Raw genomic sequence first — 23,938 nt, 5'->3', positions numbered from 1 at the left:
GGTGTCGCGGATGTCGTGAGACATCTGTCCGGGATGTCGTGAGACAGGTGTCCGGGATGTCGTGAACCAGCACACTGCCCCCGCTACAAAGGAAGTGGCCCCTGATCTGCGGAAACGCGGATCAGGGGCCACTTTGCTTCCCCGAGGCCCTTCGCCCTGTGCCGTGCTCAGGTCGCACGAGAACGCCTCTTGACGCTTCAGAATCCTGCCAATAGTGTGCATCAATATCACCGACTGCACCGGGGCGGCGGTGAGAGCTCGGTCGACCCCGGTTGCTCCCCACCTGAGGACTGTCGTGTCGAACACCGAGACCCTTGCCCGCATCGAGCGCCTCGAGAGCCGCCTGGAGATCCAGGAGCTCGCCGTCCTCTACGGCTTCTACGTCGACGAGCGCGACCTCGACGGCCTCCGCGAGCTGTTCTGCGAGGACGGCTCGATGAGCTCCGAGGACGGCACGTACGGCGCGCGGAACGCCGACGAGGTCGTCGCGACGTACGCGCGCCGCTTCGAGTCGCTGGGACCGAGCAACCACTTCACGCACGGGCACGTCGTGCGCTTCGACGACGACGACCCGGACCGGGCGTCCGGCCTCGTCGCGGCGCACGCGGAGGTCGTCAGCAACGGCGTGCCGATGCACGTCGCCCTGCGCTACAAGGACGCCTACCGCCGCACGGACGGGCGCTGGCGGTTCCAGGACCGCTGCCTGAGCTTCATGTACTACCTGCCGATGACCGACGTCGCCACCGCCTTCGGTGAGCGGGACACCGTGCGGATGGCGGGGGAGCGGAGCCCCGCCGACTGGCCCGAGGCGCTCTACTCGGCCGACGGCAACGCGTTCCTGACGCGGTACGACGGCCGCAGCCGCTGAGCGGCGGCGGGCGGACCGCGCCCGCAGCACCACGATCGCAGCAACAACGCCGGCTGCCCGCCCGGGCGCCCGACGACGTCCATCTCGAGGAGGACTCCATGCCCATCCCACGATCGCGCGCGCTGTCGGTCACCGCGGCCGCGCTCAGCGCCGCCCTGCTCGCCTCCTGCGGCTCCGCGGGTGGAGGCGAGGCCGACTCCCGCACGCTGATGTTCGCCTACGTCACCTCCGAGAACAGCCCCCACGGCCAGGCCCTGTCCTGGTGGCTCGACGAGGTCGAGGAGCGCACCGACGGCGAGCTGACCTTCGAGCGCTACTGGGACGCCACGCTCCTGAAGCCAGACGAGATGGTGCAGGGCCTGGCGGACGGCCGGGTCGACATCGCCCAGATCCAGCCGACGTCCTACGGCGCGAGCGAGTTCGTCGCCACGAGCGTCGCCGAGGTGCCGTTCATCTCCTCCAACTTCTCGGCCGTCAGCGCCGCACTCGCCTCGCTGGCCGAGGACGAGGGCGGCGCGATCGCCCGGGAGTGGTCCGACAAGGGGATGGTTCCGCTGTCGTGGCAGATCACCGCGGGAGGAACGCTGACGACCACCGAGCCGGTCGACGGGGTGGACGACTTCGCCGGCCTGCGGCTGCGCTCGATCGGGCGGCCCGCGCAGGTCCTGGCAGCCGCCGAGGCGAACCCGATCCAGCTCGCGGCGGCCGACATCTACGGCTCGATCGACCGCGGCCTGATCGACGGCGTCTTCGGGGTGCCGTTCAGCTTCGCGGAGTCGTTCAAGTTCCCCGAGGTGGCGCCCTACTTCACCGGCACCGGCACCGGGGTCTCCACGGCCAACGCCCTGGCGTTGAGTCGCGACGGGTGGGACTCGCTCACCGAGGAGCAGCGCAGGGTGATGCTCGAGGTCAGCGCCGAGATGCCGGCGAAGCAGGCCGAGATCGAGCCCACCTTCAACGATGCGTCCTGCGCGGCGATCAAGGAGGCCGGCGGACGGACGTCGGTCCTGCCTGACGCGGAGATGGCCGCCCTCGCCGACCTGGCCGGGGCCGAGACCGAGGCGGGCTGGATCGCCGACGCCGAGAAGGAGGACGTCGACGCCGAGGCGCTGATCGCCGACTACCGCGAGGCCGTCGCGGCGGCGGAGGAGCAGTTCCCCGACTTCGAGCTCCCCGAGGCGACCTGCGCCGCCCAGTGACTCGCGGGTGCCCGCGGGCGCCCCGCACGAGGCCGGTGCCGGACGGCGCCCGGCCACCACGACCGTTCGACCAAGGAGATCCATGGACACGCAGGAACTGGCCGGCAAGGTCGCCCTCGTCACGGGCGCCGGCTCCGGACTGGGACGCAGCATCGCCGAGCGGCTGGCACGCGACGGCGCGGCGGTCGCGTGCTGCGACCTGGTCGAGGAAGCGGCGGCCGAGACCAGCGGGCTGATCACCGCAGCGGGCGGGCGGGCCATCGCGTTCGGCTTCGACGTCACCGACGAGACCGCGACCGACGCCGCGGTGGACGAGGCCGTCGAGCGCCTCGGCGGCCTGGACGCGGTCGTCGCCAACGCGGGGATCGCGGGCGAGGGCAGGGCGCACGAGCTCTCGCTCGCGGCGTGGGAGCGGATCGTGTCGGTGCACCTGACCGGCACGTTCCTGACGGTGCGCGCCGGCCTGCGGCACCTGATCGAGCGCGAGGCCGGCAGCATCGTGCTCCAGGCCAGCGCGGCGGGACTGGTGGGGCTGCCCAACACACCCGCGTACTCGGCCGCCAAGGCCGGCATCATCGGGCTGGCCCGCCAGGTCGCGCGGGACTACGCCCACCTCGGCATCCGGGTCAATGCGATCGCGCCCGGCACGGTCCTCACCCCGTTGGTTCGGCAGGCCTACGACGAGCGGTTCGGTGACGACGTCGAGGCCGGCCTGGCCGCCCGAGCGGCGAGCATCCCGCTCGGCTTCGGCCAGCCCGACGACATCGCCGCCGCGGCCGCCTTCCTGGTCTCGGACCAGGCGCGCTGGTTGACCGGCACGGTCGTGCCGGTCGACGGCGGACTCACCCAGCTGCGACCCTGAACCTGACGCAGAGGGTCGGCGCGGTCGCCACCTTCGGGACGAGCGGCACCGGGGGCTGTCCGTATGACGCACCCGGTGGCAGGACGCCCCCGCCGCGCCGCCGTCAGCGGCCGAAGATGCGCGACATCAGGCCGCCCCCGCTGCCCTTGGCGGCGGCCTTCTCGGCGGGGGTGTGGTCGTTGTTGCACCACTGGTCGGCGGGCACGCTGGCCCGCACGTCGGCGACGTGCTGGCCGCACCCGGCCCAGGTGGTCTTGCGGCAGGTCTTGCAGGTGGTGGGTCGGCACATGGCGTGACTCCGTTCTCGATGGGGCGATGGTGCGGGGATGTGGTCCGCAGCGGCGCGGTGGCCCGAACGCGATCGATCGTACATACCCCCAGGGGTATCCCAAAACTCAACGCCCGGCCCGTTGGACAGGACGAACGCCCGACCCTGCGCCGGGCGTACGCCTGACGCGCCGCTCTCCGGCGACTTCGTCCTGTCGGACGCGCCGGACCGGAGAGGAGCGCGCCGGTGGAATACGGAGGGGGGTATCTTGGTTGAGGTGGGCGCACCTGACCCGATGAGAAACAGGGGGGTCCCGTGACCACTCAGGACCTGACCGCCGCCGACTTCGGGGCGACCGTGACCGGGCGCGACATCGTGCTCGTCGACTTCTGGGCGTCCTGGTGCGGCCCGTGCCGCCAGTTCGCCCCGGTGTACGACGCCGCGTCCGCCGCCCACCCCGACATCGTCTTCGGCAAGGTCGACACCGAGGCCGAGCAGCAGTTGGCCGTCGCCGCAGACATCACGTCCATCCCGACCCTGATGGCGTTCAAGGAGGGCGTGCTCGTCTTCTCGCAGCCCGGCGCCTTGCCCGCGGCCGCGCTCGACGACCTCGTCGCCCAGGTCCGCGCCCTCGACGTCCAGGCGGCGCTGCGCGCTGCCGGGGCCGACGACCAGCGGAAGGGCGCATGAGCCACACCCGGGGCACGAGCGTCGACCTCCCCCACGAGGAGCCCGTCGCAGTCACCCGGCAGGCGCTGGTGCGGGCCACCGGCACCACCACCTCGATCGTCGGTGCCTTCGACCCGGACGCCATGATGGGCCTGGCCGGCGCGGGCGCACTCGACCCGGAGGCCGTCGACGCCACGCAGCGCCTGACCACCGCACTCACCGCACGCACCCAGGAGAACTGATGGAGCTCGATCCCACCTCGATGAAGCCGGTCATCAACCGGATCAAGCGCGCCCAGGGCCAGCTGGCCGGCGTGCTGCGCCTGCTCGAGGAGGGGCGCGAGTGCGAGGACGTCGTCACCCAGCTCGCCGCGGTCTCCAAGGCCCTGGACCGCGCGGGGTTCGCCATCGTGGCCAGCGGCCTGCAGCAGTGCCTCCTCGAGGGCGACGGCGGCCCCGACAACCTCGACGTCAAGAAGATGGAGAAGCTCTTCCTCTCGCTCGCCTGAGGGCTCGTCGCCACCACCCGGTCCACCTGCCAGTCGTCCCGGGGCGCGGGGTCTGGTCCGCCGGTAGGGTCCGTCGCGTGCGAGAGCCGGACACGCGCGTGGACCCGCGGAGAGGCGGTGGAGCGCGATGCTGCTCGCCTTCACCCTGACCGTGCTGGCGGGAGCGGCCACGGCAGTCGGCGGCCTGGTCGCCGTGCACCCCCAGGTCAGGAGCGACCGCGGACTCGGCATCGCCCTGGCCTTCGCCGGCGGGGCGATGGTGCTGGTGTCCGTCGTCGAGATCATCCCCAAGGGCGCCGCCGAGCTCACCCCGGCGATCGGCTCGGCCGGCGGGTGGGCCGCCACCGCCGGGATGTGCGTGGCCGGTGCCCTGCTGGCCGTGCTCGTGGGCCGGCTCGTCCCGGTCCCCGCCGACGGGATGCCCGGGCACGACGTCCCCGTGCCCCGGCCGCGCGAGGCCGACCGCGCCCAGGTGCTGCGCGGCGTACGCCGCAGCGGGCTGGTCGTGGCGGTCGCGGTGACGGCCCACAACCTCCCCGAAGGCCTGGCCACCTTCGTCGCCACGCTGGACGACCCGGCCGCGGGGCTAGCCCTCGCGGTGGCCATCGCGCTGCACAACGTCCCCGAGGGCGTGGCCGTCGCCGCTCCCTACTACGGCTCGGGCGGATCGCGTCGCAAGGCGGTCGGGATCGCCGCGCTCTCGGGGATGGCGGAGCCCGTCGGCGCCCTCCTCGGCTACCTGCTGCTCGCGGCGGTGCTGCCCGCAGCCGCCTTCGGGGTGGTGTTCGGGCTGGTCGCCGGCGTCATGCTCCGCATCGGCCTGGCCGAGCTCATCCCCGGCGCGCTGCGGCTGATGCCGCCCGCACCGGTGGCCGCGGCGTGCACCGCCGGCCTGGCGGTCATGGCGCTGAGCCTGGCGCTGCTCGGCCTGGCCTGAGCGTGCCCCTGCGGCGCGGGACGCGTCAGGCGGTGACGTCCTCCGCGGCGACCGCGCGCACCCAGTCGGCCTTGACCGCGCGCCACTGCTCGTCGTCGAGCCCGCGACGCCAGTAGGGCGAGCAGGAGAGCATCGCCTCCTCGACGATGCCTCGGCCGAGCAGCACCCGCCGCACGGCCCGCGTCGCCCCCGCCTCGCCGTGCACGAAAGCACTGACCGGGCCGGTCGGCGTGGTCAGCCCGCGTACGGCGTCGGCCAGCAGCTCCTCCGGGTCGACGCGACCCGCCCGGTGCACCCATCGGACGTCGAGCACGCCGGGGGAGTCCAGGGCGACCTCGCCGTCGGCGTCCTCGACCTCGACCACCGCGGTCACCGGCCGACCGGCCGGGACGGCCTCGGCGCAGGCCGCGATGGCGGGCAGGGCGCTCTCGTCGCCCACCAGCAGGTAGGACGCGGCGTCGGGATGGGGGTGGTAGCCACCCGCCGGTCCGCGCAGCTGCAGCCGGTCACCGGGCCGGGCACGGGTCGCCCAGCGGCCGGCGTGTCCGACGTCGCCGTGGGCGGCGATGTCGAGGGTGAGCTCGCGGCGCGCGTGGTCCCAGCTCCGCACCGTGATGCGGCGCGGTCGTGGGCGCTGGGGGCGGGGCAGGTCGCGGACCGCCTCGTCCTCGAAGGGAGGCGCGTAGGGGGCGTGCGGGGGGAGGAAGTAGCAGTTGACGTACTCGTCGGCGTTCCCGGTCGTCGTGAAGCCGTCGAGCCCGGGCCCGCCCAGCACCACGCGGACCAGGTGGGGGCTCAGCTGTCGGGTGGAGACCACCTCGCCGTACATGTCGCCCCTCCTGAGGGTCCGGGACCCGCCGGTGCTGCCGCGGCGCGTCGTCGGGCTCAGGTTAGCCGTGCCTCGTCGGCCACCCGGTGCCGCGGTCAGGTGAGGGGCGCCGACCAGGTCACCGTGGTCCCGCGGCCGTCGGCCGTCGCGACCTGGAGCTGCCCGTGGCGCTGCTCGGCCCGCAGCCGGAGGTTGGCCAGCCCGCCGGTCTCGTGCACGCCGTCGGGCATCCCGACCCCGTCGTCGCGCACCCGCACGACGACCTCGGAGTCGACGGCCACGTCGACCGCGCACGTCGAGGCGTGGGCGTGGCGCACCACGTTGGACAGCGCCTCGGTGATGACCGCGAGGACCTCGGGCAGCAGGTCGGTGTCGAGCACGGACCCGACGGGGCCGTCGAAGCGCACGACCGGACGCACCTTCATCGTCCGGGCGGCGCGCTCGACCACCTCCACGACGGCCGCCCGCGGGTCGGACGCGGCGGCGACCGGGCCGAGGCGGAAGATCGTCGTACGGATCTCGCGGATGACGTCGTCGATCTCCTCGGTCGCGCGGTCGATGCGCGCGGCCATGTCGCAGGGGTCCTCGACCCACGACGCGCTGTGCAGCTCGAGGCCCAGCGCGAACAGCTGCTGGATGACCAGGTCGTGCAGGTCGCGGGCGATCCGGTCGCGCTCCTCGAGGACGGCGAGGCGTCTCTCGTCCTGACGGATGCGGGCGACGTGGAGCACCAGCGGCGCCTGCTGCGCCAGCAGGGTGGGGAGGGCGGCGTCGTGGTGCAGGCGTGCCGGGTCGACCTCGTCCACCCACGCGAGCGTGACCGCGGCGTCGCCGTCGGTGGAGCTGTAGAGCGGGACGACGAGGGCGGAGGCCATGGGGCCGTGGCCGAGCGCCGCCGAGACGTCGACCCCGCGACCGTGCTCGAAGATGTTCTGCACCTTCAGCGGGCGGCCGCTGAAGGTCACGCACCGGGTGAGCGAGGTGGTGAAGTCGACCTCGGCCATGCCGTCGGGGTCGGCGTCGAAGCCGGACACCACGCGCAGCCGCAGGTGGGCCGGGTCCTCGCCCGAGGCGATCCAGGCGGCGTCGGCACCGGACAGGTCGCGGGCCCAGTCGGCGACGATCTGCAGGGACATGTCGTCCGGGTTGGACGTGACGAGCTCGCTGGCAGCCGAGACCCAGCGCTCGCGGTGCGAGGCCTGGTCGTGGAGCCGGGAGTTCTCGATGGCCATCGCAGCGACGCCGACCAGGGCCCGTGCGACCTGCTCGTCGCGGTCGAGGAAGGCCGGCCCGCTCGTCTTCTCGGAGAAGTAGAGCGTCCCGACGGCGCGGTCGGCGACGCGCACCGGCACGCTGAGGATGTCGCGCGCGTCCCCTTCGGCGCGGCGAGGGGGGCGTCGGGCGGCGGTCTCGTCGGCCGCCGAGGGTGACGCGGCCTCGTCGGGCGGGACCACGAGCCCCTGGGTGAGCAGGTCGTCGAGCCGCGTGTCGTGGCTGCCGAGGTCGCCGTGGGTGAAGAGCAGGCGCATCGGGCGGGGCGCGCCCCAGTCGGCGATGGCGAGGGCCCCGAAGCGCGCGCCGGTGATCTCGGCCCCCACCCGGAGCACCTGGTTGAGCACGTCGTCGAGCGCCGAGCCCGACGACAGGGTCGACGCGGCAGCCAGCAGCCGCTCCCACCGGTCGGTCTCGTCGTCGGCTCTGCCGCCACGGCTGGCCATGTGCATGAGGTCGTCGAAGGTCGACCTCTCCTGCCCCCACGCCTGGGGGCCGCCCCCGACGTTGTCCGAGATCTCCTGCATTCCTGTTCCCCCCAAGATGTGTCGCTGTGTCACATGATCATGCGCCCTGACGGCGTCTCCTTCGTCCGACACTCACCCCTAGGGGGTCGGGCATGACGGGGACCGCGCGAGCGACAGCACCGGCCGCCGCGGCGGCGGAACCTGGTCCGACCCGTCTCCCCCGGCTGCATGGCTCAGCCGTGACGATCGCCGAGGTGGGCCTGCGGGCTCTTGGCGAGGATGGCGGCCTGCGTGCGCGACCTCACCCCGAGCTTGCCGAGCACCGACGACACGTAGTTCTTCGTGGTCTTCTCGGACAGGTGCAGCGCGAACGCGATCTCGCGGTTGGTCATGCCCTCGCCGAGCAGCTCGAGGACCTGCTGCTCCTTGGGGGTGAGGTGACGAGTGAGCGGGTCCTCGGGGCGCGTGTCGCGCAGGCGGGCGAGGACGTGCGAGGTGACCGCGGGGTCGAGCATCGACTGCCCGTCGGCGACCCGGCGCACCGTCTCGGCGAGGTCCGCGGGCTTGACCCGCTTGAGCAGGTAGCCGGCCGCTCCGGCCATGATGGCCGCGAACAGCGCCTCGTCCTCGTCGTAGGACGTGAGCATCAGCGCCGCGATGCCGGGATCGACCGAGCGGATCTGGCGACACACCTCGACGCCCGAGCCGTCGGGCAGCCGGACGTCGAGGATGGCCACCTGCGGGCGCAGGGCAGGGATCTGCCGCGCCGCCTGCTGGGCCAGTCCGGACTCGCCGACGACGACGATGTCGCCGTCGTGCTCGAGGACGCTGCGGAGCCCGCGACGCACCACTTCGTGGTCGTCGAGCAGATAGACGGAGACGGGGCGTCGCGACGTGCCGGCCGCCGCCCGAGAAGGCTGTGCCATGCGACCAAAGTACCTCTGTGCGCCGACTCCGTGACGTGGTAGGAAGTCACGCGAGTTGGCGGTTGTTCGGCACTACCGCGGCGCCCGAACCACGTCTAGCATGCCGTCAGCGACCTGGCTCCTGCGACCAGCGGTCGCGGCCTTTCCCCGATGATGCGCCGCCCTCGCCCGGCCGATCAAGCGGCTGCGGTGCGCGCGGGCCGGGGTCCCATTGCGGAGGTCATCGCGGCAGCGAGCACTTGGCCTCTGCGCGCCGTGCCCCCGCTCCTTCGATGCTTCAGGTGAGTCACCTCATGCGCGACGAAGGAGCATCCCATGGACCCAGCGGCGCACAGGAGGCAGCTCGACCAGCTCTGCGAGCGGCTCGCCGCCGAGTTCGGGGCACTCATCCCGGCCGGCCGGGTGCTGCGGATCGTGCATCGCGCCGACCGGCTCGTGGCCCCAGCCGCGAGCGACGCGGCGGACGCCCTCGCCCTCTGCGAGGCGGTCGCCCGCGGGCTGCTCGACGACCACGCCGCCGACCTGGTCACCACGCCGCTCGACCACCGCAGGGGCGTCGCGGACCTCGGGGCGCGGCTCGTCGCGGAGTTCGGCCCGGCGGTCCCGGCGGGCCGGGTGCTGCGCATGGTCCACCGCGCCGACCGTCTCGTGGCTCCCATCGCCGCCAGCGGCCCCGACGCCCTCGCGCTGTGCGAGGCGCTCGCCCGCCGGCAGATCCGCGACCACGCGGCCGATGGCCGGCACGGTCCGCAGGACGGGCGGGGTGCCGCCCGTGCCGCGGTGCGACCCGAGAGGCAGGCGGGCGCGGGTCGCGTCGCGCCGGTGCGGCGATGAGACTCCCGGCCGTCCGGCTCGCAGGTACACCGCTGCTCCACAGGCGCACGCTCCCGGAGCGCCACTTCCTCGAGCGCCGGCCGTGGATCGCGACCGCGATGGCCGTGCTGGTCCTCGTCACCGTGGGCCTCCTCGTCGGAGGCGCGGTGGGGATGGTGCTGGTGCGGCTGGTCGGGGTGCTGGTCGCCCACGTCACGATCGGCACGTGACACCCGGGGGCAGGCTCCCCGCCCGTGACGGCGCGGCCGGCTCACGCGTCGGCGGCCGGCCGACGTGCCTCGACGGCGGTGACGTGGCCGAGCAACGCCTCGGCCACCGCATCGGGGTCGGTGCGCAGCGCCCAGTGGCCGAGGGGGAGGTGGTGGCGACGCAGGTCGTCGCACCACGGCTCGCTGGCGACGAGCGCCGCCTCCCGGATCGCGGGGTCGCGGTCCAGGGCGAGCTGGAGGACCGGCACGCTCGTACGTCGCGGGCGCGGGCCGCGGGCCGGCCGGCGCACGTTGCCGCGGTAGTAGCGCAGTCCGGAGACCATGTCGCGGTGCCCGAGGACGCGCAGCAGCGGAGGCGCCAGGGGGGAGACGAGGAACGGCACGTAGGACGACGACACGGCCTGCCCGAGGAGACCTGCCACGCCGGCCGGGGTCGGGTGCCGCAGCGTGCTGCGGGCCCAGGCCGCGACGTGGTCGAGGTTGGGACCGCTGATCGAGGTGAACGAGGCGATCCGGTCGGTGGCACCGGACTCGCACACCGCCTCCCACGCCTGCACCGAGCCCCAGTCGTGCCCGGCGACGTGGACCGGGTGGGCCGGGTCGACGTCGTCGAGCACGGCCATCAGGTCGGCCGCGAGGTGCGGGAGGGCGAACGCGCTGTCCGGGGCGTCCGTGGGGGACAGGCCCTGGCCGCGCGTGTCGTAGAGCACGACCCGGAGGTCGGCGGCGAGCCGTTGTGCCACGGGCAGCCAGACCCGGTGCGTGTCGGGCCAGCCGTGCACGAGGACGAGGGCGGTCGCGTCCTCGTCGCCCGACTCGAGCACGGCGAGGTCGACGCCGTCACCACGGACAGTGCGTCGTCGCCACGGGCCGGGGCCTGGTCGAGGATCCATGCCGCCCGGTACCCACCGCGCGGCCGGGCACCGCTCAGCCGGGCAGCACCTTCTCCATCGGCCGGCCCTTGGCGAGCTCGTCGACGAGCTTGTCGAGGTAGCGGATCCGCCGCATGAGCGGATCCTCCACCTCCTGCACCTGGACCCCGCAGACCGAGCCGGTGATCTGGTCGACGCGCGGGTTGAGGTGCGCCGCCGCGAAGAACTCCTCGAACGTCGAGCCGCCGTCGAGGTGGGACCGGAGCTGCTCCCGGTCGAAGCCGGTCAGCCATTCGATGACCTGGTCGACCTCGTCGCGGGTCCGCCCCTTGCGCTCAGCCTTGGCGACGTAGAGGGGGTAGACGGAGGCCACGCTCGTGGTGAAGATCCGGTGCACGGGACCGAGGATAGGCCCGTCGACGCGCGAGCGGCGTCCCTCAGCCCTTGTCGGTGTCGGCGGCCCGCCGCAGCACGGCGGCCTCGCTCGCCACCGACTTCACCGTGGCCGGGTCCACCAGCGGCTCGGTGCCGGGCTGGTGCAGGTCTGTGTCGGTGGTGTCGGGGTTGACCCCGGTCCCGGCGGCGGGGATGCCGGACGGAGTGGTCACCTCGTCGGCGGCCGCGTCGACCTGGGCGTCGACCCGTGCCTCGACCTCTGCCTCGCTCAAGCCAAGCGCCGGTGCGATCACAGCGGCCTGCTTGGACGGGGCCTTCCTCGCAGCCTTCTTGGCACCCTTCTTGGCAGCCTTCTTCGCACTCTGCGGGGCAGCCTTCTTCGCCGGCGCCTTCTGAGCAGCGGCCGTCCTCGCCGGCGCCTTCTTCGCAACCGCCTTCTTCGCAGCCGCCTTCGTGCCCGGGGCCTTCCTCGCCGGAGCCGCGCCTGCGGCCGGCTCGGTGGTCGGGTCGGTGGTCGGCTCGACGGCCGGCTCGGGAGTCGCCTGCGGCGTGCGGGTGCCCAGGATCGAGTCGACGTCGCTGGACGCGGGCTGCTCGTCGAGCCACGGACCGGGGACGACGGGGTCGGAGCCCGAGGCGCGCTCGATGAACCGGCCCAGCGCGCGCGCACCCGTGGTGGCCACGCCGACGGACGCGCCGATGACGGCAGCGGCGGCATGGGCGGGCAGGGCGATGGCTCCGGAGACCAGACGGATCGGGTTCACCAGCGGTCCTCTCGTCGGGGTGCTGCGTCGGGTGGACGGATGGTCCCCGTACCCCGATGGTGGCTGCGCTAGTCCGTGACCTGCACCACGGTCACGACCACGTCTCTTCGGGTGGCCCAGACGTGTGGGGCGTGCCGGTCAGGGTACGGAGCGTGCCCCACCACGCCGAGCCCGACCGCGCCCGGCACCGAGAGGAGCACCTCCATGACCGACGACGTCCGTCTCCGCTCCACGTCGACCGCGAAGGGCTCGCCCATCCAGGCGGCCGCCGTCCTCGTCGGGGCGACCTTCCTGCTGGTCGGTGTGCTGGGCTTCATCCCGGGCATCACGACCGGCTCCGACAGCCTCGAGGCGGCCGGGCACGAGTCCCACGCAGAGCTCCTCGGCATCTTCCAGGTCTCGGTCCTGCACAACGTCGTCCACCTGCTCTTCGGCGCCGCCGGGATCGCGCTGGCCCGCACCGCGGCCGCTGCGCGCGGCTACCTGGTCGGCGGAGGCGTGGTCTACCTCGCCCTGTGGCTCTACGGACTGGTCGTGGACAAGGACTCGCAGGCCAACTTCGTGCCGCTCAACACCGCCGACGACTGGCTGCACTTCGTCCTGGGCCTCGGCATGGTCGCCCTCGGCGTCGTGCTCGCCAACCGGCCGGGCACGACCGGCGTCGGTCGCTGACCCGGCGCACGCGATGACCACCGGGGACAGGCTCCACTTCATCGGCACCGCGACGACCGTGCTGTCGTTGGGGTCCTTCACGCTGCTGACGGATCCCAACTTCCTGCACCGCGGCCAGCGCGCCTACCTGGGGTGGGGCCTGTCCACCCGCCGGCTGACCGATCCGGCGATCGAGCCCGAGCATCTGCCGGCGCTCGACGCCGTCGTGCTCTCGCACCTGCACGGCGACCACTTCGACCGGGTCAGCCGCAGGCGGCTCGACAGGTCGGCGCCGGTCCTGTCCACGCCGCAGGCCGTACGCCGCCTCGGCTCGTGGGGCTTCGACGCGCAGGCCCTCGAGACCTGGGACCAGCACACCCTGACCAAGGGCACCGAGGAGCTGCGGGTCACCGCCGTGCCGGCGGTGCACGCGCGCGGCCTCCTCGGGCGCATGCTGCCGCCCGTGATGGGCAGCGTCCTCGAGCACCTCGTGGACGGACAGGTGCGGCGCCGGGTCTACATCAGCGGCGACACGCTGACCGGCGCGCACGTCGACGAGGTGCGCGAGCGGTTCCCCGACATCGACGCCGCCGTCGTGCACCTCGGCGGCACCCGGGTGCTGCTGCGGACCGTCACGATGGACGGCCCGATGGGCGTCGACTTCGTCGAGCGCTCGCGGCCCCGGGTCGTGGTGCCGGTGCACCACGACGACTACACCGTGTTCCGTTCGCCGTTGTCGGACTTCGTGGACCGGGCCCGCGCCGCCGGGCTCGCCGCGGACCTGCGCTGCCCCGCCCGGGGCGAGGTCGTCAGCCTCGACCCGTCGGCCCCGCCGTCCTGAGCGGCGGTCAGTCGGTGCCGGTCGGCAGGTCGACCGGCCGCCCGAGCAGCGGCGCGACGAGGCCCCGGATCGACGCGCTCGGCGCGAGCCCCAGCTCGTCGGCGAGCAGGCGCCGGTAGCTGTCGTACTGCCGGAGCGCCTCGGCCTGGTTGTCCTCGGCGAGGTGCACCGCGATCACCCGCCGGTGCGCGCTCTCACGCAGCGGCTCCGCCCGCACCGCTCCGAGTCCCGCGCTGAGGGCGTCGTGGAAGTGGCCGGCGCCGCACAGCAGGTCGGCGCCCCGCTCGAGGGCGTGCAGCCGCCGCTGGCGGAACGCCTCCTGCTCCACCGTCAGCCAGTCGTCGTGCCAGGTGGGCAGCAGGTCCTGGGTCAGCAGCGACAGGTCGGGGATCTCGTCGACCGCCGGCGCCTCGCTGCCGCACAGCCGCTGGGCCTCGGCCTCGGCCTCCCAGAGGTCGACGGTGAGCTCGGGGTGCAGCCAGACCTCGAGCGCGTCTCCCTGCACCAGCGCCCTCCCGCGGTCACGGGGCAGGCGCCACAGCACCGAGCGCAGCGTCGAGGTGGCCCGGGCGGGATCGGAGTCGGGACGCATGATCTCGGCGAGCGCCCCGCGCGGGGCCCGACGCCCGCGGTGGCACACCGCGAGCAGGGCGAGCAGCCGGCGCGCACTCACGGGGACGGGGTGCGGCTGACCGTCGAGGTCCAGCCGGAACCCGCCCAGCAGGTTGAGCCGTGCCGCCAGTGCCACGTACGCCTCCCCGGATCGCGTGCGAAGACAGTGCCCCGCACCCCGGCGTGCATGCATGCGTGACGCATCGGTGACGCCACGGAGCCGGTGACCGCACGCCCAGGCGGACGGGCGGGCGCACGGCGCGCGTACGCCGGTGCGGTCGCCGGCGTCACGACCGAGCGACGGCCCCCCGGAATCGTGGTGCGCAGCGGAGCCGACGGTGCTCCGTCTCACTCGAGACGATTGCGAGGAACGACATGTACCGGCACACCAAGGAGCTCCAGTGGAGCGCCAGGCCCGAGCGCCCCGACGCCCTCTACGCCGCCAAGCTGCAGGAGGTGATCGGCGGCCAGTTCGGCGAGATGACCGTGATGATGCAGTACATGTGGCAGGGCTGGGCCTGCCGCACACCCGGCAAGTACAAGGACATGATCCTCGACATCGGCACCGAGGAGATCGGCCACGTCGAGATGCTCACCACGCTCCTCGCCCGGCTGCTCGAGGGCGCCCCGTCGGAGACGCAGGCCGAGGCGGCCGCCGCCAACCCGGCGCTCGCGGCGATCCTCGGGGGGCAGAACCCGCAGCAGGCCATCGTCAGCGGCGGCTTCGCGATGCCGACCAACAGCCAGGGCGTGCCCTGGAACGCCGGCTACATCGTCGCCAGCGGCAACCTGCTCGCCGACTTCCGCCACAACGTCGCCGCCGAGGCCCAGGGCCGGCTGCAGGTGTCGCGCCTCATCGGCATGACCGACGACCCGGGCGTGAAGGAGACGCTGTCGTTCGCCCTGGCCCGCGACACCTTCCACCAGCAGCAGTGGCTGCTCGGCATCGAGCAGCTGATCGAGGACGGGCACACCGACGGCTTCGAGAGCTCCCGCAAGGACGAGGAGGCGTCCGAGCAGGCGAGCGTGTTCTACAGCTTCCACGAGGGCAGCACCGCCGGTGAGGGCCGCTGGGCCCAGGGCGCCTCCCTCGCCGGGGAGGGCGAGATCAGGTTCGAGGAGGGCCGCGCACTCACCGACGACGTGCAGGAGCTGCCGGCTCCCGACCCGCTGCTCTTCGCGACCTACGACGGGTCGAAGGGGCCGGGCAAGCCCGGGACCGCGGGCGGCGCCTACGCGCAGGGCATGCAGAACCTGATGAACAAGGCCAAGGAGAAGCTCACTCCCGGCGAGTGAGCCGCCGACCGAGCACCTGCGATGACCGAGCTGCTGCTCCGCCCGCTGGCCGACGCGTTCATGCAGGTCGGCGTGTTCGTCGCCCTCATGGTCGCCCCCTTCGGCTGGGCCCGCTGCCGGTGGGGCCACCGCCTCGACGCCGCCCTCGAGCGGCGCCGAGCGGCGGGCCCGCTGGTGGCGGCCGCCCTCACCATGCCGCCCGGGTGCGGCGGGGCCATCCTGGTGATGGCCGCCTACGGGCGGGGCGCGGTGTCCTACGGCGCGGCCGTCGCGGCGCTGGTCGCCACGATGGGCGACGCGTCGTGGGTGCTGCTGGCCCACGACCCGTGGCTCACGGTGCAGCTCAAGGCCCTGCTGCTGGTCGTGGGGGCCACCACCGGCTGGCTGGTCGACGCGATCGGCATCGACCCCCGTCGCCGTACGCCGTCGCCGCAGCCCGCGGTCACGGTCGACGTCCCCGCGCGGACGGTGGTGGTGCCGTCCCCGGTGGCGACGGTGGCGACGGTGGCGCGACCGGTGCGGTCGCGCCCGACGCTCGCGCTCCACGACGTCGGCGTCCTGCCGGTCCTGCTCTGGCTCGTGATCGGCGGGGGAGCCACGGTCAGCGTCCCGGTGACCTTCCAGCTGCTCGACCCCGAGGCGGTCTACCTCGCGCTGGGCGTGGTGGGGGCGGTCGTCGCGCTGGTCGTGTTCGTGCGCGGCGGGTGCCGGCTCGCCGACGACGACGAGCGCAGCGCGGCCGAGACGTCGATGGCGGCGGTGCTGCGCCACGGAGGACACGAGGTCGCGTTCGTGACCGTGTGGGTGGCCGTGGCCTACCTCGCGTGGTCGCTGCTCAGCCACCTCACCGGCTTCGACGGCTCGCAGCTGCCCCTCCTGGGCCTCGCGGGGGTGCTGGTGGGCGCACTGATCGGCCTCGTGCCGGGATGCGCCGTGCAGATCGTCTTCGTCGGCATCTTCGCCGCCGGCGGCATGCCGCTGGCGACGTTCGTGGCCAACACCATCAGCCAGGACGGCGACGCGCTGCTGCCCCTCCTGGCCCTGGAGCACCGCTCGGCCCTGCTGGCCACGGTGCTCACCACCCTCCCCGCGCTCGTCGTGGGGCTGGCGTTCCTCGTCCTCACCTGACACCCGACTCACACCCGACCACCGGAGGCAGTCCCATGTCCGTGCCCGTCATGCACCCCGCCCGCCATGCCCGCCACGTCGCCCGCCCAGTCGCCCGCCCAGTCGCCCGCCCGAGCCACCACGACGGGCTGCAGCGGGTGCTCGCCCTGTGCTGCGCGCTCACCGGCACCTGGTGGGGGGTGACGATGGCCGTGGTGGTGCTGGGCGTCCTGGCGGCGCAGCACGCGGCCCGCCGGGTGGTGGTGAGCCCGGCCGAGCGTTCAGTCGCGGTGGGTGGAGGGGTGCTCGCCGCGGCGCAGCACCCCGGCCCGCTCCACCCGTCCGGCCGCCCGGGCCAGGCCGCCGCTCGCCCGTGACGCGGGACCGTGGGCCTGCGGGAAGCGCCGGGCGCCGGCGTCGAGCAGGTCGCGGCCGCGGTCGAGCACCGTCAGCGGCACGGCCGCCAGCGCGTTGCCGGGAGGCCGGCGCGACACGACCGGGTGGGGCCGGGTGGGCGCCGTACGCCGCACGGCCTCCCACGCGACGCCCAGCACCTGGAGCCGGCGGGTGTCGACGGCGTCCTGCAGGCGGGGCAGGAGCTCGTCCTCCTCGTCGCGGACGTCCTCGCGCAGCACCGCGGCGAGCCGGGTGAGCAGCCTGCGGCGCTCGGGGCTGCCCGAGGGCAGCCGCTCCAGCGAGGTCCACAGCTCGTTGACCTCCTGGTGCTCCTGCTCGACCTGGAGGGTGAGCGCCTCGCCGTCGGGCAGCACCCGGCGTGCCTCGGGCCACAGCACCGACTCCTCGGCGAACGCGTGCGGGAAGACGAGGCGGGCGATCGCGTGCAGCGTCGCGTCCTCCTCGTCGCCCGGCGCGCTCCGGTCGAGGCGCTGGAGCAGCCGGTCGAGCCGCTCGTGGTCGCGCTTCTGGCGGGTGAGGATGCTCAGCCGGCCGCCGAGCTGGTCGAGGTCCTGCTCTGCGAGTGAGGTCATGCCTCGTCGTACCCACGCGCGGGCGCCCTCACGCCCCGCGAGCGGGCGCGGTCAGGAACGGCGCAGGGAGCGTGCCGCCCGCCAGGCGACGTAGGTCGCGAGCGCCCACGGCAGGCCGTTGACGACCGGGTCGAGCACCTGGTGGCGTACGTCGCTGCGTCCGCGGCGCGAGCGGATGCCGCCGTAGGTCACCTCGGCGCGGATCCCGCTCTGCGTGAGGGGGTTGTCGGGCCGTGGGCTCGCGAGCGAGCGCACCACGTGCTCGGTGACGTCGACGCGGTCGGCTGCCATGAGGATCAGCCAGTGCGCGGCCTTGCCCTCGCTGTGCCGCGCGTAGGCGTAGCGCCGGATGGTCCCGGAGAGCCCGGTCAGGGGCTGCGCGGTGCCGAAGGCGGGGGTGAGCCGGGCGTGCTCGATCGAGCGCTCGCGACCCTCGCCGCCGGGCTGCTGCTCCGGGAGCGGCCGGCCGGCGACCCCCGGGTCGAGGACCTCGCGGGGGTAGGACGGCCGGTCCGCGGGGTCGAGGTCGGCTCCCCAGCCGGGGATGCGCGCGCGGAGCTGCTCGGCGTCCTCGGGGAGTGCGGGCTTGTCCGGGCTGTAGGGCATCAGACGTCCTTCCTCAGTCGCCGACCACGATGACCGGCTTGATGCACCCGTCGAGCTTCGCCGAGAAGACGTGGTAGGCCTGCGCGATGTCCTCGAGGTCGAAGCGGTGGGTGACGATGTCGTTGGGCTTGAGGTGGCCGTTGCGGACGTGCTCCAGCAGCCGCGGCCACTGGCGCCTGACCGGGCACTGGTTCATCCGCAGGGTCAGCCCCTTGTTGACCGCGTCGCCCATCTTGACGGCGCTGAAGATCGGCCCGTAGGCGCCCATCACGGACACGTTGCCACCCTTGCGCACCCCGTCGATCGCCCAGTTGAGCGCGGTCGGGGCGCCGCCCTGCAGCTTGAACCTGGCCGCCGTGAGGTGCTGGGTGAGGTTGCCGTCGGCCTCGGCGCCGACGGCCTCGATGACCCGGTCGAAGCCGAGGTGGTCGGTCGTCTCCTTCATCGCCATGACGACGTCGTCGACGTCGTCGTAGTCGATGACCTCGGCGTGCGCGAACGTCCGCGCCTTGGCCAGGCGCTCGGCGAGGTGGTCGATGACCACGACCCGGCCTGCGCCCATCAGCCACGCGCTGCGGGCGGCGTAGAGCCCGACCGGGCCGGCGCCGAGCACCGCCACGGTGTCGCCCTCGCGGATGTCGGCGAGCTGGGCGCCGAAGTAGCCCGTGGCGAGGGCGTCGGTCATGAGCAGGGCGTCCTCCTCCTCGAGCCAGTCGGGGATCACCATCGGGCCCACGTCGGCGAACGGCACCCGGACGTACTCGGCCTGGCCGCCGTCGTAGCCGCCGCACGTGTGGGAGTAGCCGTAGATGGCGCCCACGGCGGTCGCGTTGGGGTTGACGTTGTGGCAGCTGGAGTAGAGCCCGCGGGCGCAGAAGAAGCAGCTGCCGCAGAAGATGTTGAACGGCACCATCACGCGGTCCCCGACCTGCAGCTCGCGCACCGCGGGACCGACCTCGTCGACCACGCCGACGAACTCGTGGCCGAACGTGTGGCCGACCCGGGTGTCGGGCATCATCCCGTGGAACAGGTGCAGGTCGGAGCCGCAGATGGCGGCACGTCGCACCCGCACGATGGCGTCGGCGGGGTGCTCGATCCGCGGACGGGGCTTGTCCTCGACGCGGATGCGGTAGGGACCGCGGTAGACCATGGCGCGCACGGAGTGCCTCCTGGGGCTGGTGAAGGGGGGCTCGTGAAGGGGGGCTCGTGAAGGGGGCTCGTGAAGAGGTGGGGGACCGGTGCGCCGGGCCGCCCCGATGACGGGGCGGCCCGGCGAGCCGGTGGGGCGTGGCTGGTGCGGATCAGGACTGCGTCTGCGAGCGGACCTCGTCCACTCCGGACTGCCCCTCCGACTTCACCTTCCCGGCGCTGTCGGCGGCGCTGTCCTTGACCTGCTGGGCGGCCTCGGCGGCCGTCTCCTTGACGCCGTCGGCGACGTCCTGGGCCACCGACCTCGCCTGGTCCACGACCGGCTGGCCGTGCTCCTTGGCGGCGTCGACGACGTGCCCGGCGGCCACCGCCTCCTTCTCGGAGGCGGGGATCAGCGCCGCGACGATCATTCCGGCGCCGAAGGCGACCAGGCCCGCCGCGAGGGGCGTGCCCTGCACCCGGTCCTGGGCGCCGCTGACGGCGCCCTGGGCCGTGCCCTTGACCGAGTCGACGGCACCGGCCGCCGAGTCCTTGGCCGACCCGGTCGTGCCCGACGCCGAGGAGCCGACGCCGTGGGCGGTGCCCATGACCCTGTCGCGGACGCCGAGCAACCGGTTGCGCGTGGCCTGCTTGCGCCGCTCGACGATGGCCGACGGGCTCACCCGGTCCTGCAGGGCGTCGACGTCGGCCGTCATGGACTGCCGCGTCTGCTCGATCTCGGCCCTCAGTTCTTCTGTGCTCTGGCCCATGCTGCGTCCTCCTTGAGTGTCTGCTGCGTCTCGGGCAGCTCCGGGTGTGCGTTCTTGAGCTCCTTGCGTCCGCTCGCCGCCAGGACGGCGCCGACGATCGCCCACAGGATCGTGACGATCAGGAACGCGAGCTCGACGGGCATCCAGTTGTCGAGCAGGTAGGCGAGGGCGAAGCTCGCCAGGATCAGCGCCAGCAACCCGGAGACGCCGGCGCCGCCGAGCATCCCCGCGCCCTTGCCGGCCTTGGACGCCTCCTCCTTGAGCTCGGTGCGGGCCAGCTCGAGCTCCTGCTTGACCAGCGTCGTCAGGTCCTGGCCCAGGTCGCCGACGATCTCGCCGAGGCTGCGCTCGTCCGCAGCGCCGCTCGCCGGGGAGCCTGCCAACGGGGAGCCCGTCGGCGGCACCCCGGTCGGCACCGGGTCCACGCCCGGCACCGGATCCACGCCCGGGGCCCCCGTCACGGCGTGTCCTGGGTGCGCTGGCCCGGGAGGCCGGACGTCGTCGGGTCGAGGCTCGAGGGCGTCGCCCGCGTCGGGTCCGGCGCCGGGGTGTCGTAGCCCGTCGTGCCGGGGCTGTCGGTGCTGGACTGGCCGGCCAGCGCCGCGTCGCCGCTGGCGGTGGCCATCGGTCCCGTGCCCACGCCGGTGCTGCCGTAGGTCGTCCCGGTCGTGGTGGTGGTCGTGTCGGCCGCGAACGTGCCGGTCGTGCCGGAGTCGGCGAGGGACGCCGCGGCCGCACCGTCGGCGGTGGCCCGGAACATCCGTCCGGCCACCACGCCGGCGGCGAGGGCGCCCAGCAGGAACGTGCCCGGTCGGCGCCGCGCGAAGTCGCGGGCCTCGTCGAGCAGCTGGGCGGGGTCGCGGTCCTCGAGGTGGCTGCCGAGGGCTCGCACCCGGTCGGAGACCTCCTGGGCCAGGTCCTTGGCGAGGCCCTGCGACGCACCCTCGCCCTGGACCATCTGCTGCAGGTCGTCCCCGAGCGTCACCAGCGTCTGGGCGAGCTTGTCCCGCCCCGTGGTGGCCTGCTCGCTGAGCTGGCTGGTGACCTGCTGACGGGCCTCGCCCACCACGGTGCGGGCCTGCTCGGCCGCGGTGCCCGCGACGTTGAGCGCCTCGTCCTTGGCGGTCCCGGCCACCTGCTTGCCCTGGTCGGCGGCCGTGGCGGCCGTCTCCTTGGCCTTGCCGGTCGTGCTCGAGTCGCCCGAGCCGGCCGAGTCGCTCGAGTCGCTCGCGCCGGTCGTCCCCGGGCTGAAGCCGCTCGAGTCGTAGCCACCCGTGTCGCCTGTGGTGGTCGGTGTGCCGGGGGTGCTGCCTGGTTCGTTTCCGTAGGTCGTCATGCGTCCTCCTCGGGATGGGTGGATGTGCCCGGGCCTGCGTCCGGATCGGGATCGGGGTCGCTGGCCGGTTCGGAGTCCGGCTCCAGCTGCTCCTGGTCGGGCTCGCGGCCGTCAGGGGTGGGCGGGTCGGCGTCCTGGTCGTGCTGGGGGCTGTCTGTCATGGCGCTCCGTACCCAGCGATCTGCGTCACACTCCACCCGTGCGGGCGGACTTTGCGAGATGCATGAGGGAGGCCGAAGAGGGGCACCGGGAACGATGGCCCCCCTCCTCCAGCACGCCCCCGCGCCCCCGCCAGCCACGCGGTCGTACGACGACCTGACGGACGCCGAGGTCGAGGAGATCGGCCGCACCCTCGACGCCCTGCGCGAGGAGGTGCTCGCCGACCGCGGGGCCCGCGACGCGGCCTACATCCGTCGTGTCATCGCCGTGCAGCGCTGCCTGGAGGTGGGCGGCCGGGTGGTCCTCCTCGGCAGCCGCAGCCGCGTCGCCTGGTGGCTGGGCACCACCTCGCTCGCGCTGTCGAAGGTGCTCGACAACATGGAGATCGGCCACAACGTCCTGCACGGGCAGTGGGACTGGATGCGCGACCCGAGGATCCACTCCTCCACCTGGGACTGGGACCACGCCTCGGCGCCGGAGCAGTGGCGGCGCGCCCACAACGACCGCCACCACGCCAACACCAACGTGCTCGGCAAGGACAACGATCTCGGCTACGGCATCCTGCGCGTCGACGAGGCACAGGAGTGGGAGCCCCGCCACCTCGCCCAGCCGCTGCTGAACCTCGTCAACGCCTGCATCTTCGAGTACGGCATCGCGATGTACGACCTCGACCTGGGCGAGTCGCTCCGCTCGGGCACCGGCTTCTCGCCGGAGCAGCGCGAGGAGATGCGCACGACGGGACGCCGGGTGGCGCGCAGCGCGTTCCGCGACTACGTGCTCCACCCGGTGCTGTCGCTGCCCACCGGCTCGGCGCGCACCACGCTGACCGCCAACCTGGTGGCCAACCTGGTCCGCAACGTGTGGAGCCACTCGGTGATCATGTGCGGCCACTTCCCCGAGGGCGTGGAGACGTTCGAGGTCGAGGAGGTCGACGAGCACGAGACGCGCGGGCGGTGGTACCTGCGCCAGATGCTCGGCTCGGCCGACATCTCCGGCCCGCCGCTGCTGCACGTGCTCTGCGGCAACCTCTCGCACCAGATCGAGCACCACCTGTTCCCCGACCTGCCGAGCAACCGCTACCGCGAGATCGCCGGCCCGGTCCGCGACCTCTTCGAGCGGCACGGCCTGGCCTACCGGAGCGCACCGCTGCTGCGACAGGTCGCCAGCGCGTGGCACCGGGTGCTCCGGCTGTCGGCGCCTCCGCGCCGCTGACCCCGCGGGTGCCGCGCCGGTCCCCTCGGCGGTGAGTCTCCCGGAGACTCACCGCGACTTCTCGCGCGAGTTGCGGACTTCTGGGGGCGTACAACACGCGAGAAGTCCGAGATTCCCCGCCTGACCGGGGAATCCGCAGCCGGCGGCAGACGCGGACGCATGCCCGGGCCGTCCACAGGGCACGAGGGCACATGACCAGCGGGATGTCGGGGGAGCTCCCGGGCGGCGCACGCGTGCCCTCACACGTGTCGGGCGGGGAGTTCTCCGTCGGTGTCGAGGAGGAGCTCATGCTCGTCGACGACCAGGACGAGCTGATGGGCGCGGCAGCGGCCCCGCTGGTCGAGGCGATGTCGCAGTCCCGCCCCGGCGAGGGCGTGGTCACCGGGGAGATCTACGTCGACCAGGTCGAGCTGAACACCCCGGTCTGCGCCACGGCCGAGGACGCGTGGCGCTCGCTGCGCGACCTGCGCGCCCTCGTCGGCAAGAACGGCGGGCGGGTGCTCGCCGCGGGGGTGCACCCGACGGCGTCGGTCGGTGTCGCCGACATCGCGGCGTCGCCCCGCTACGACCGGATCATCGACGAGTACGCCGGCCTGCTGCGCACCCCGACCGCGGCCCTCCAGGTGCACGTCGGGCTGCCCGACGAGCGCACCGCGATGCTGGCCTACCGGGGGCTGCGCAACCGGCTGCCGCTGCTGCGCGCCCTCGCCGCCGGGTCGCCCTACTGGCACGGGCTCGACTCGGGCCAGGCCACGGCCCGCGCGGCGATCATCCGCTCCTACCCGCGCACCACCATGCCGCCCCTGCTGCGGTCGTGGGACGACTACGTCGCGCGCACCGAGTCGCTGATGACGGCCGCCGAGGCGTCCGACCACACCTACGTCTGGTGGGAGATGCGCCCGCGACCGTTGCTCGGGACCCTCGAGGTCCGGGTCATGGACGCGGTGCCGTCTCTGGCGGGCGTCGCCGCGCTGACCGCCCTCGTGCAGGGCATCGCGCGGCGCGCCGTGGAGGTGCCCGACGAGCACGACCTCAGCGACGACGTGCTGGCCGTCAACGACCACCGGGCCGCGCGCTACGGCCTCGACACCCGCGTCGTCGACGTCGACCAGGTGCTCCGGCCGATGCGCGAGGTCGCCGCCCGCGTGGTCGCGGAGGCGCGCGCCGTGCTGGCTCCCGACCGGATGGAGGCACCGCTCGACGCGCTGGAGGCGGCGTTCGCGGGGGAGACCGAGCCCAACCGCCAGCGCCGGGTGGTGGCCGCCGGCGGCCTCCCGGCCCTGCTCGCCGACCTCGTCGCCCGCACGAGCGACCTGGGGGGCTGAGCGATGCACGCCGACCACCTCGTGCA

Annotated in this window: 30 protein-coding genes; 15 read left to right on the top strand and 15 right to left on the bottom strand. The window is 73.8% G+C overall.

All coding sequences use genetic code 11. The features are described from left to right. Positions 1-295 precede the first annotated feature (295 nt). The 3 genes from AC4H2S_RS17340 (at position 296) to AC4H2S_RS17330 (ending at position 2,929) form a co-directional block, all read left to right on the top strand. Positions 296-868 carry a nuclear transport factor 2 family protein gene (locus AC4H2S_RS17340; RefSeq protein WP_491498225.1) on the top strand — a complete coding sequence of 191 codons (573 nt, stop codon included), beginning with the start codon at positions 296-298 and terminating at the stop codon, positions 866-868. Between the two features lie 98 nt (positions 869-966). After that, positions 967-2,067 (top strand): TRAP transporter substrate-binding protein DctP, encoded by a 1,101-nt coding sequence (dctP, locus tag AC4H2S_RS17335; RefSeq protein WP_491498224.1) that lies wholly within the window; start codon positions 967-969, stop codon positions 2,065-2,067. An 82-nt stretch (positions 2,068-2,149) separates the two neighbouring features. Continuing rightward, the gene (locus AC4H2S_RS17330; protein WP_491498223.1) at positions 2,150-2,929 is read left to right on the top strand and encodes an SDR family NAD(P)-dependent oxidoreductase; all 780 of its coding nucleotides are present in this window, start codon (positions 2,150-2,152) and stop codon (positions 2,927-2,929) included. A gap of 103 nt (positions 2,930-3,032) precedes the next feature. On the opposite strand, the gene AC4H2S_RS17325 is transcribed toward AC4H2S_RS17330, so the two are convergent. Further along, a complete protein-coding gene (locus AC4H2S_RS17325) occupies positions 3,033-3,218 on the bottom strand; it encodes a DUF8730 family Cys-rich protein (RefSeq protein WP_491498222.1) in 186 nt (61 codons plus the stop codon). Between the two features lie 294 nt (positions 3,219-3,512). On the opposite strand from AC4H2S_RS17325, the gene AC4H2S_RS17320 reads away from it, so the two are divergent. From AC4H2S_RS17320 to AC4H2S_RS17305, 4 genes are all read left to right on the top strand, one after another. After that, complete coding sequence (locus AC4H2S_RS17320) at positions 3,513-3,887, top strand: thioredoxin family protein (protein ID WP_491498221.1); 375 nt, start codon at positions 3,513-3,515, stop codon at positions 3,885-3,887. Then, positions 3,884-4,108: a hypothetical protein gene (locus AC4H2S_RS17315; RefSeq protein WP_491498220.1), complete on the top strand. Its 225-nt coding sequence runs from the start codon at positions 3,884-3,886 to the stop codon at positions 4,106-4,108. Before AC4H2S_RS17320 ends, AC4H2S_RS17315 begins: the two co-directional genes overlap by 4 nt. Next, positions 4,108-4,374 (top strand): metal-sensitive transcriptional regulator, encoded by a 267-nt coding sequence (locus AC4H2S_RS17310; protein WP_491498219.1) that lies wholly within the window; start codon positions 4,108-4,110, stop codon positions 4,372-4,374. Before AC4H2S_RS17315 ends, AC4H2S_RS17310 begins: the two co-directional genes overlap by 1 nt. A gap of 127 nt (positions 4,375-4,501) precedes the next feature. Then, entirely contained in the window at positions 4,502-5,311 is an 810-nt protein-coding gene (locus AC4H2S_RS17305) for a ZIP family metal transporter (RefSeq protein ID WP_491498218.1), read from the top strand. A gap of 25 nt (positions 5,312-5,336) precedes the next feature. On the opposite strand, the gene AC4H2S_RS17300 is transcribed toward AC4H2S_RS17305, so the two are convergent. The 3 genes from AC4H2S_RS17300 to AC4H2S_RS17290 form a co-directional block, all read right to left on the bottom strand. Continuing rightward, positions 5,337-6,140 (bottom strand): siderophore-interacting protein, encoded by an 804-nt coding sequence (locus tag AC4H2S_RS17300; RefSeq protein ID WP_491498217.1) that lies wholly within the window; start codon positions 6,138-6,140, stop codon positions 5,337-5,339. Positions 6,141-6,235: 95 nt separating this feature from the next. After that, positions 6,236-7,939, bottom strand: coding sequence for a GAF domain-containing sensor histidine kinase (locus AC4H2S_RS17295; RefSeq protein WP_491498216.1), 1,704 nt, complete (start codon positions 7,937-7,939; stop codon positions 6,236-6,238). 173 nt (positions 7,940-8,112) lie between these two features. Next, positions 8,113-8,805 (bottom strand): response regulator, encoded by a 693-nt coding sequence (locus AC4H2S_RS17290; protein ID WP_186341538.1) that lies wholly within the window; start codon positions 8,803-8,805, stop codon positions 8,113-8,115. Positions 8,806-9,120: 315 nt separating this feature from the next. Between AC4H2S_RS17290 and AC4H2S_RS17285 the strand changes: the two genes are divergently transcribed. Both AC4H2S_RS17285 and AC4H2S_RS17280 read left to right on the top strand, forming a co-directional pair. Continuing rightward, positions 9,121-9,639: a hypothetical protein gene (locus AC4H2S_RS17285; RefSeq protein WP_491498215.1), complete on the top strand. Its 519-nt coding sequence runs from the start codon at positions 9,121-9,123 to the stop codon at positions 9,637-9,639. Next, entirely contained in the window at positions 9,636-9,848 is a 213-nt protein-coding gene (locus AC4H2S_RS17280) for a hypothetical protein (protein ID WP_491498214.1), read from the top strand. Before AC4H2S_RS17285 ends, AC4H2S_RS17280 begins: the two co-directional genes overlap by 4 nt. A gap of 41 nt (positions 9,849-9,889) precedes the next feature. Here the strand turns inward: AC4H2S_RS17280 and AC4H2S_RS17275 are convergent, their stop codons facing one another. The 3 genes from AC4H2S_RS17275 to AC4H2S_RS17265 are packed head-to-tail and all read right to left on the bottom strand — an operon-like array spanning position 9,890 to position 11,880. Continuing rightward, positions 9,890-10,741 (bottom strand): alpha/beta fold hydrolase, encoded by an 852-nt coding sequence (locus AC4H2S_RS17275; protein ID WP_491498213.1) that lies wholly within the window; start codon positions 10,739-10,741, stop codon positions 9,890-9,892. A gap of 34 nt (positions 10,742-10,775) precedes the next feature. Beyond that, entirely contained in the window at positions 10,776-11,117 is a 342-nt protein-coding gene (locus AC4H2S_RS17270; protein WP_491498212.1) for a DUF2200 domain-containing protein, read from the bottom strand. 40 nt (positions 11,118-11,157) lie between these two features. Next, on the bottom strand, positions 11,158-11,880 hold the full coding sequence (locus AC4H2S_RS17265) for a hypothetical protein (protein WP_491498211.1): 723 nt from the start codon (positions 11,878-11,880) through the stop codon (positions 11,158-11,160). A gap of 204 nt (positions 11,881-12,084) precedes the next feature. Here AC4H2S_RS17265 and AC4H2S_RS17260 point away from each other — a divergent pair, with 204 nt between their 5' ends. Both AC4H2S_RS17260 and AC4H2S_RS17255 read left to right on the top strand, forming a co-directional pair. Next, positions 12,085-12,552: a DUF4383 domain-containing protein gene (locus tag AC4H2S_RS17260; RefSeq protein WP_491498210.1), complete on the top strand. Its 468-nt coding sequence runs from the start codon at positions 12,085-12,087 to the stop codon at positions 12,550-12,552. A gap of 13 nt (positions 12,553-12,565) precedes the next feature. Then, a complete protein-coding gene (locus AC4H2S_RS17255) occupies positions 12,566-13,372 on the top strand; it encodes an MBL fold metallo-hydrolase (protein WP_491498209.1) in 807 nt (268 codons plus the stop codon). 7 nt (positions 13,373-13,379) lie between these two features. On the opposite strand, the gene AC4H2S_RS17250 is transcribed toward AC4H2S_RS17255, so the two are convergent. Then, positions 13,380-14,120, bottom strand: coding sequence for an AfsR/SARP family transcriptional regulator (locus AC4H2S_RS17250; protein ID WP_491498208.1), 741 nt, complete (start codon positions 14,118-14,120; stop codon positions 13,380-13,382). Between the two features lie 239 nt (positions 14,121-14,359). Between AC4H2S_RS17250 and AC4H2S_RS17245 the strand changes: the two genes are divergently transcribed. Both AC4H2S_RS17245 and AC4H2S_RS17240 read left to right on the top strand, forming a co-directional pair. Then, positions 14,360-15,280 (top strand): manganese catalase, encoded by a 921-nt coding sequence (locus AC4H2S_RS17245; RefSeq protein WP_491498207.1) that lies wholly within the window; start codon positions 14,360-14,362, stop codon positions 15,278-15,280. Positions 15,281-15,301: 21 nt separating this feature from the next. Then, positions 15,302-16,408 (top strand): putative manganese transporter, encoded by a 1,107-nt coding sequence (locus AC4H2S_RS17240; protein ID WP_491498206.1) that lies wholly within the window; start codon positions 15,302-15,304, stop codon positions 16,406-16,408. A gap of 260 nt (positions 16,409-16,668) precedes the next feature. Here AC4H2S_RS17240 and AC4H2S_RS17235 read toward each other — a convergent pair whose 3' ends face one another. The 7 genes from AC4H2S_RS17235 to AC4H2S_RS17205 all read right to left on the bottom strand — a co-directional run bounded on the left by AC4H2S_RS17235 (position 16,669) and on the right by AC4H2S_RS17205 (position 21,377). After that, a complete protein-coding gene (locus tag AC4H2S_RS17235) occupies positions 16,669-17,376 on the bottom strand; it encodes a hemerythrin domain-containing protein (RefSeq protein ID WP_491498205.1) in 708 nt (235 codons plus the stop codon). A 51-nt stretch (positions 17,377-17,427) separates the two neighbouring features. Then, the gene (locus AC4H2S_RS17230) at positions 17,428-17,982 is read right to left on the bottom strand and encodes a hypothetical protein (protein ID WP_491498204.1); all 555 of its coding nucleotides are present in this window, start codon (positions 17,980-17,982) and stop codon (positions 17,428-17,430) included. Between the two features lie 13 nt (positions 17,983-17,995). Continuing rightward, positions 17,996-19,132 carry a zinc-dependent alcohol dehydrogenase gene (locus AC4H2S_RS17225; RefSeq protein WP_491498228.1) on the bottom strand — a complete coding sequence of 379 codons (1,137 nt, stop codon included), beginning with the start codon at positions 19,130-19,132 and terminating at the stop codon, positions 17,996-17,998. Between the two features lie 151 nt (positions 19,133-19,283). Then, positions 19,284-19,880 carry a DUF3618 domain-containing protein gene (locus AC4H2S_RS17220; protein WP_491498203.1) on the bottom strand — a complete coding sequence of 199 codons (597 nt, stop codon included), beginning with the start codon at positions 19,878-19,880 and terminating at the stop codon, positions 19,284-19,286. After that, positions 19,856-20,341 (bottom strand): phage holin family protein, encoded by a 486-nt coding sequence (locus tag AC4H2S_RS17215; protein ID WP_491498202.1) that lies wholly within the window; start codon positions 20,339-20,341, stop codon positions 19,856-19,858. The genes AC4H2S_RS17220 and AC4H2S_RS17215 overlap by 25 nt, the downstream gene beginning before the upstream one ends. Further along, a complete protein-coding gene (locus AC4H2S_RS17210) occupies positions 20,338-21,216 on the bottom strand; it encodes a hypothetical protein (protein ID WP_491498201.1) in 879 nt (292 codons plus the stop codon). Before AC4H2S_RS17210 ends, AC4H2S_RS17215 begins: the two co-directional genes overlap by 4 nt. Then, positions 21,213-21,377, bottom strand: coding sequence for a hypothetical protein (locus AC4H2S_RS17205; RefSeq protein WP_491498200.1), 165 nt, complete (start codon positions 21,375-21,377; stop codon positions 21,213-21,215). Before AC4H2S_RS17205 ends, AC4H2S_RS17210 begins: the two co-directional genes overlap by 4 nt. Positions 21,378-21,471: 94 nt before the next feature. Between AC4H2S_RS17205 and AC4H2S_RS17200 the strand changes: the two genes are divergently transcribed. Together AC4H2S_RS17200 and AC4H2S_RS17195 are read left to right on the top strand one after the other, a co-directional pair. Continuing rightward, a complete protein-coding gene (locus AC4H2S_RS17200) occupies positions 21,472-22,587 on the top strand; it encodes a fatty acid desaturase family protein (RefSeq protein WP_491498199.1) in 1,116 nt (371 codons plus the stop codon). Between the two features lie 191 nt (positions 22,588-22,778). Further along, positions 22,779-23,912, top strand: coding sequence for a carboxylate-amine ligase (locus AC4H2S_RS17195; RefSeq protein ID WP_491498198.1), 1,134 nt, complete (start codon positions 22,779-22,781; stop codon positions 23,910-23,912). Positions 23,913-23,938 lie beyond the last annotated feature (26 nt).

Source organism: Nocardioides sp. Z13_37 (assembly GCF_058355585.1).
This window is presented reverse-complemented; position numbering and strand designations above follow the sequence as displayed.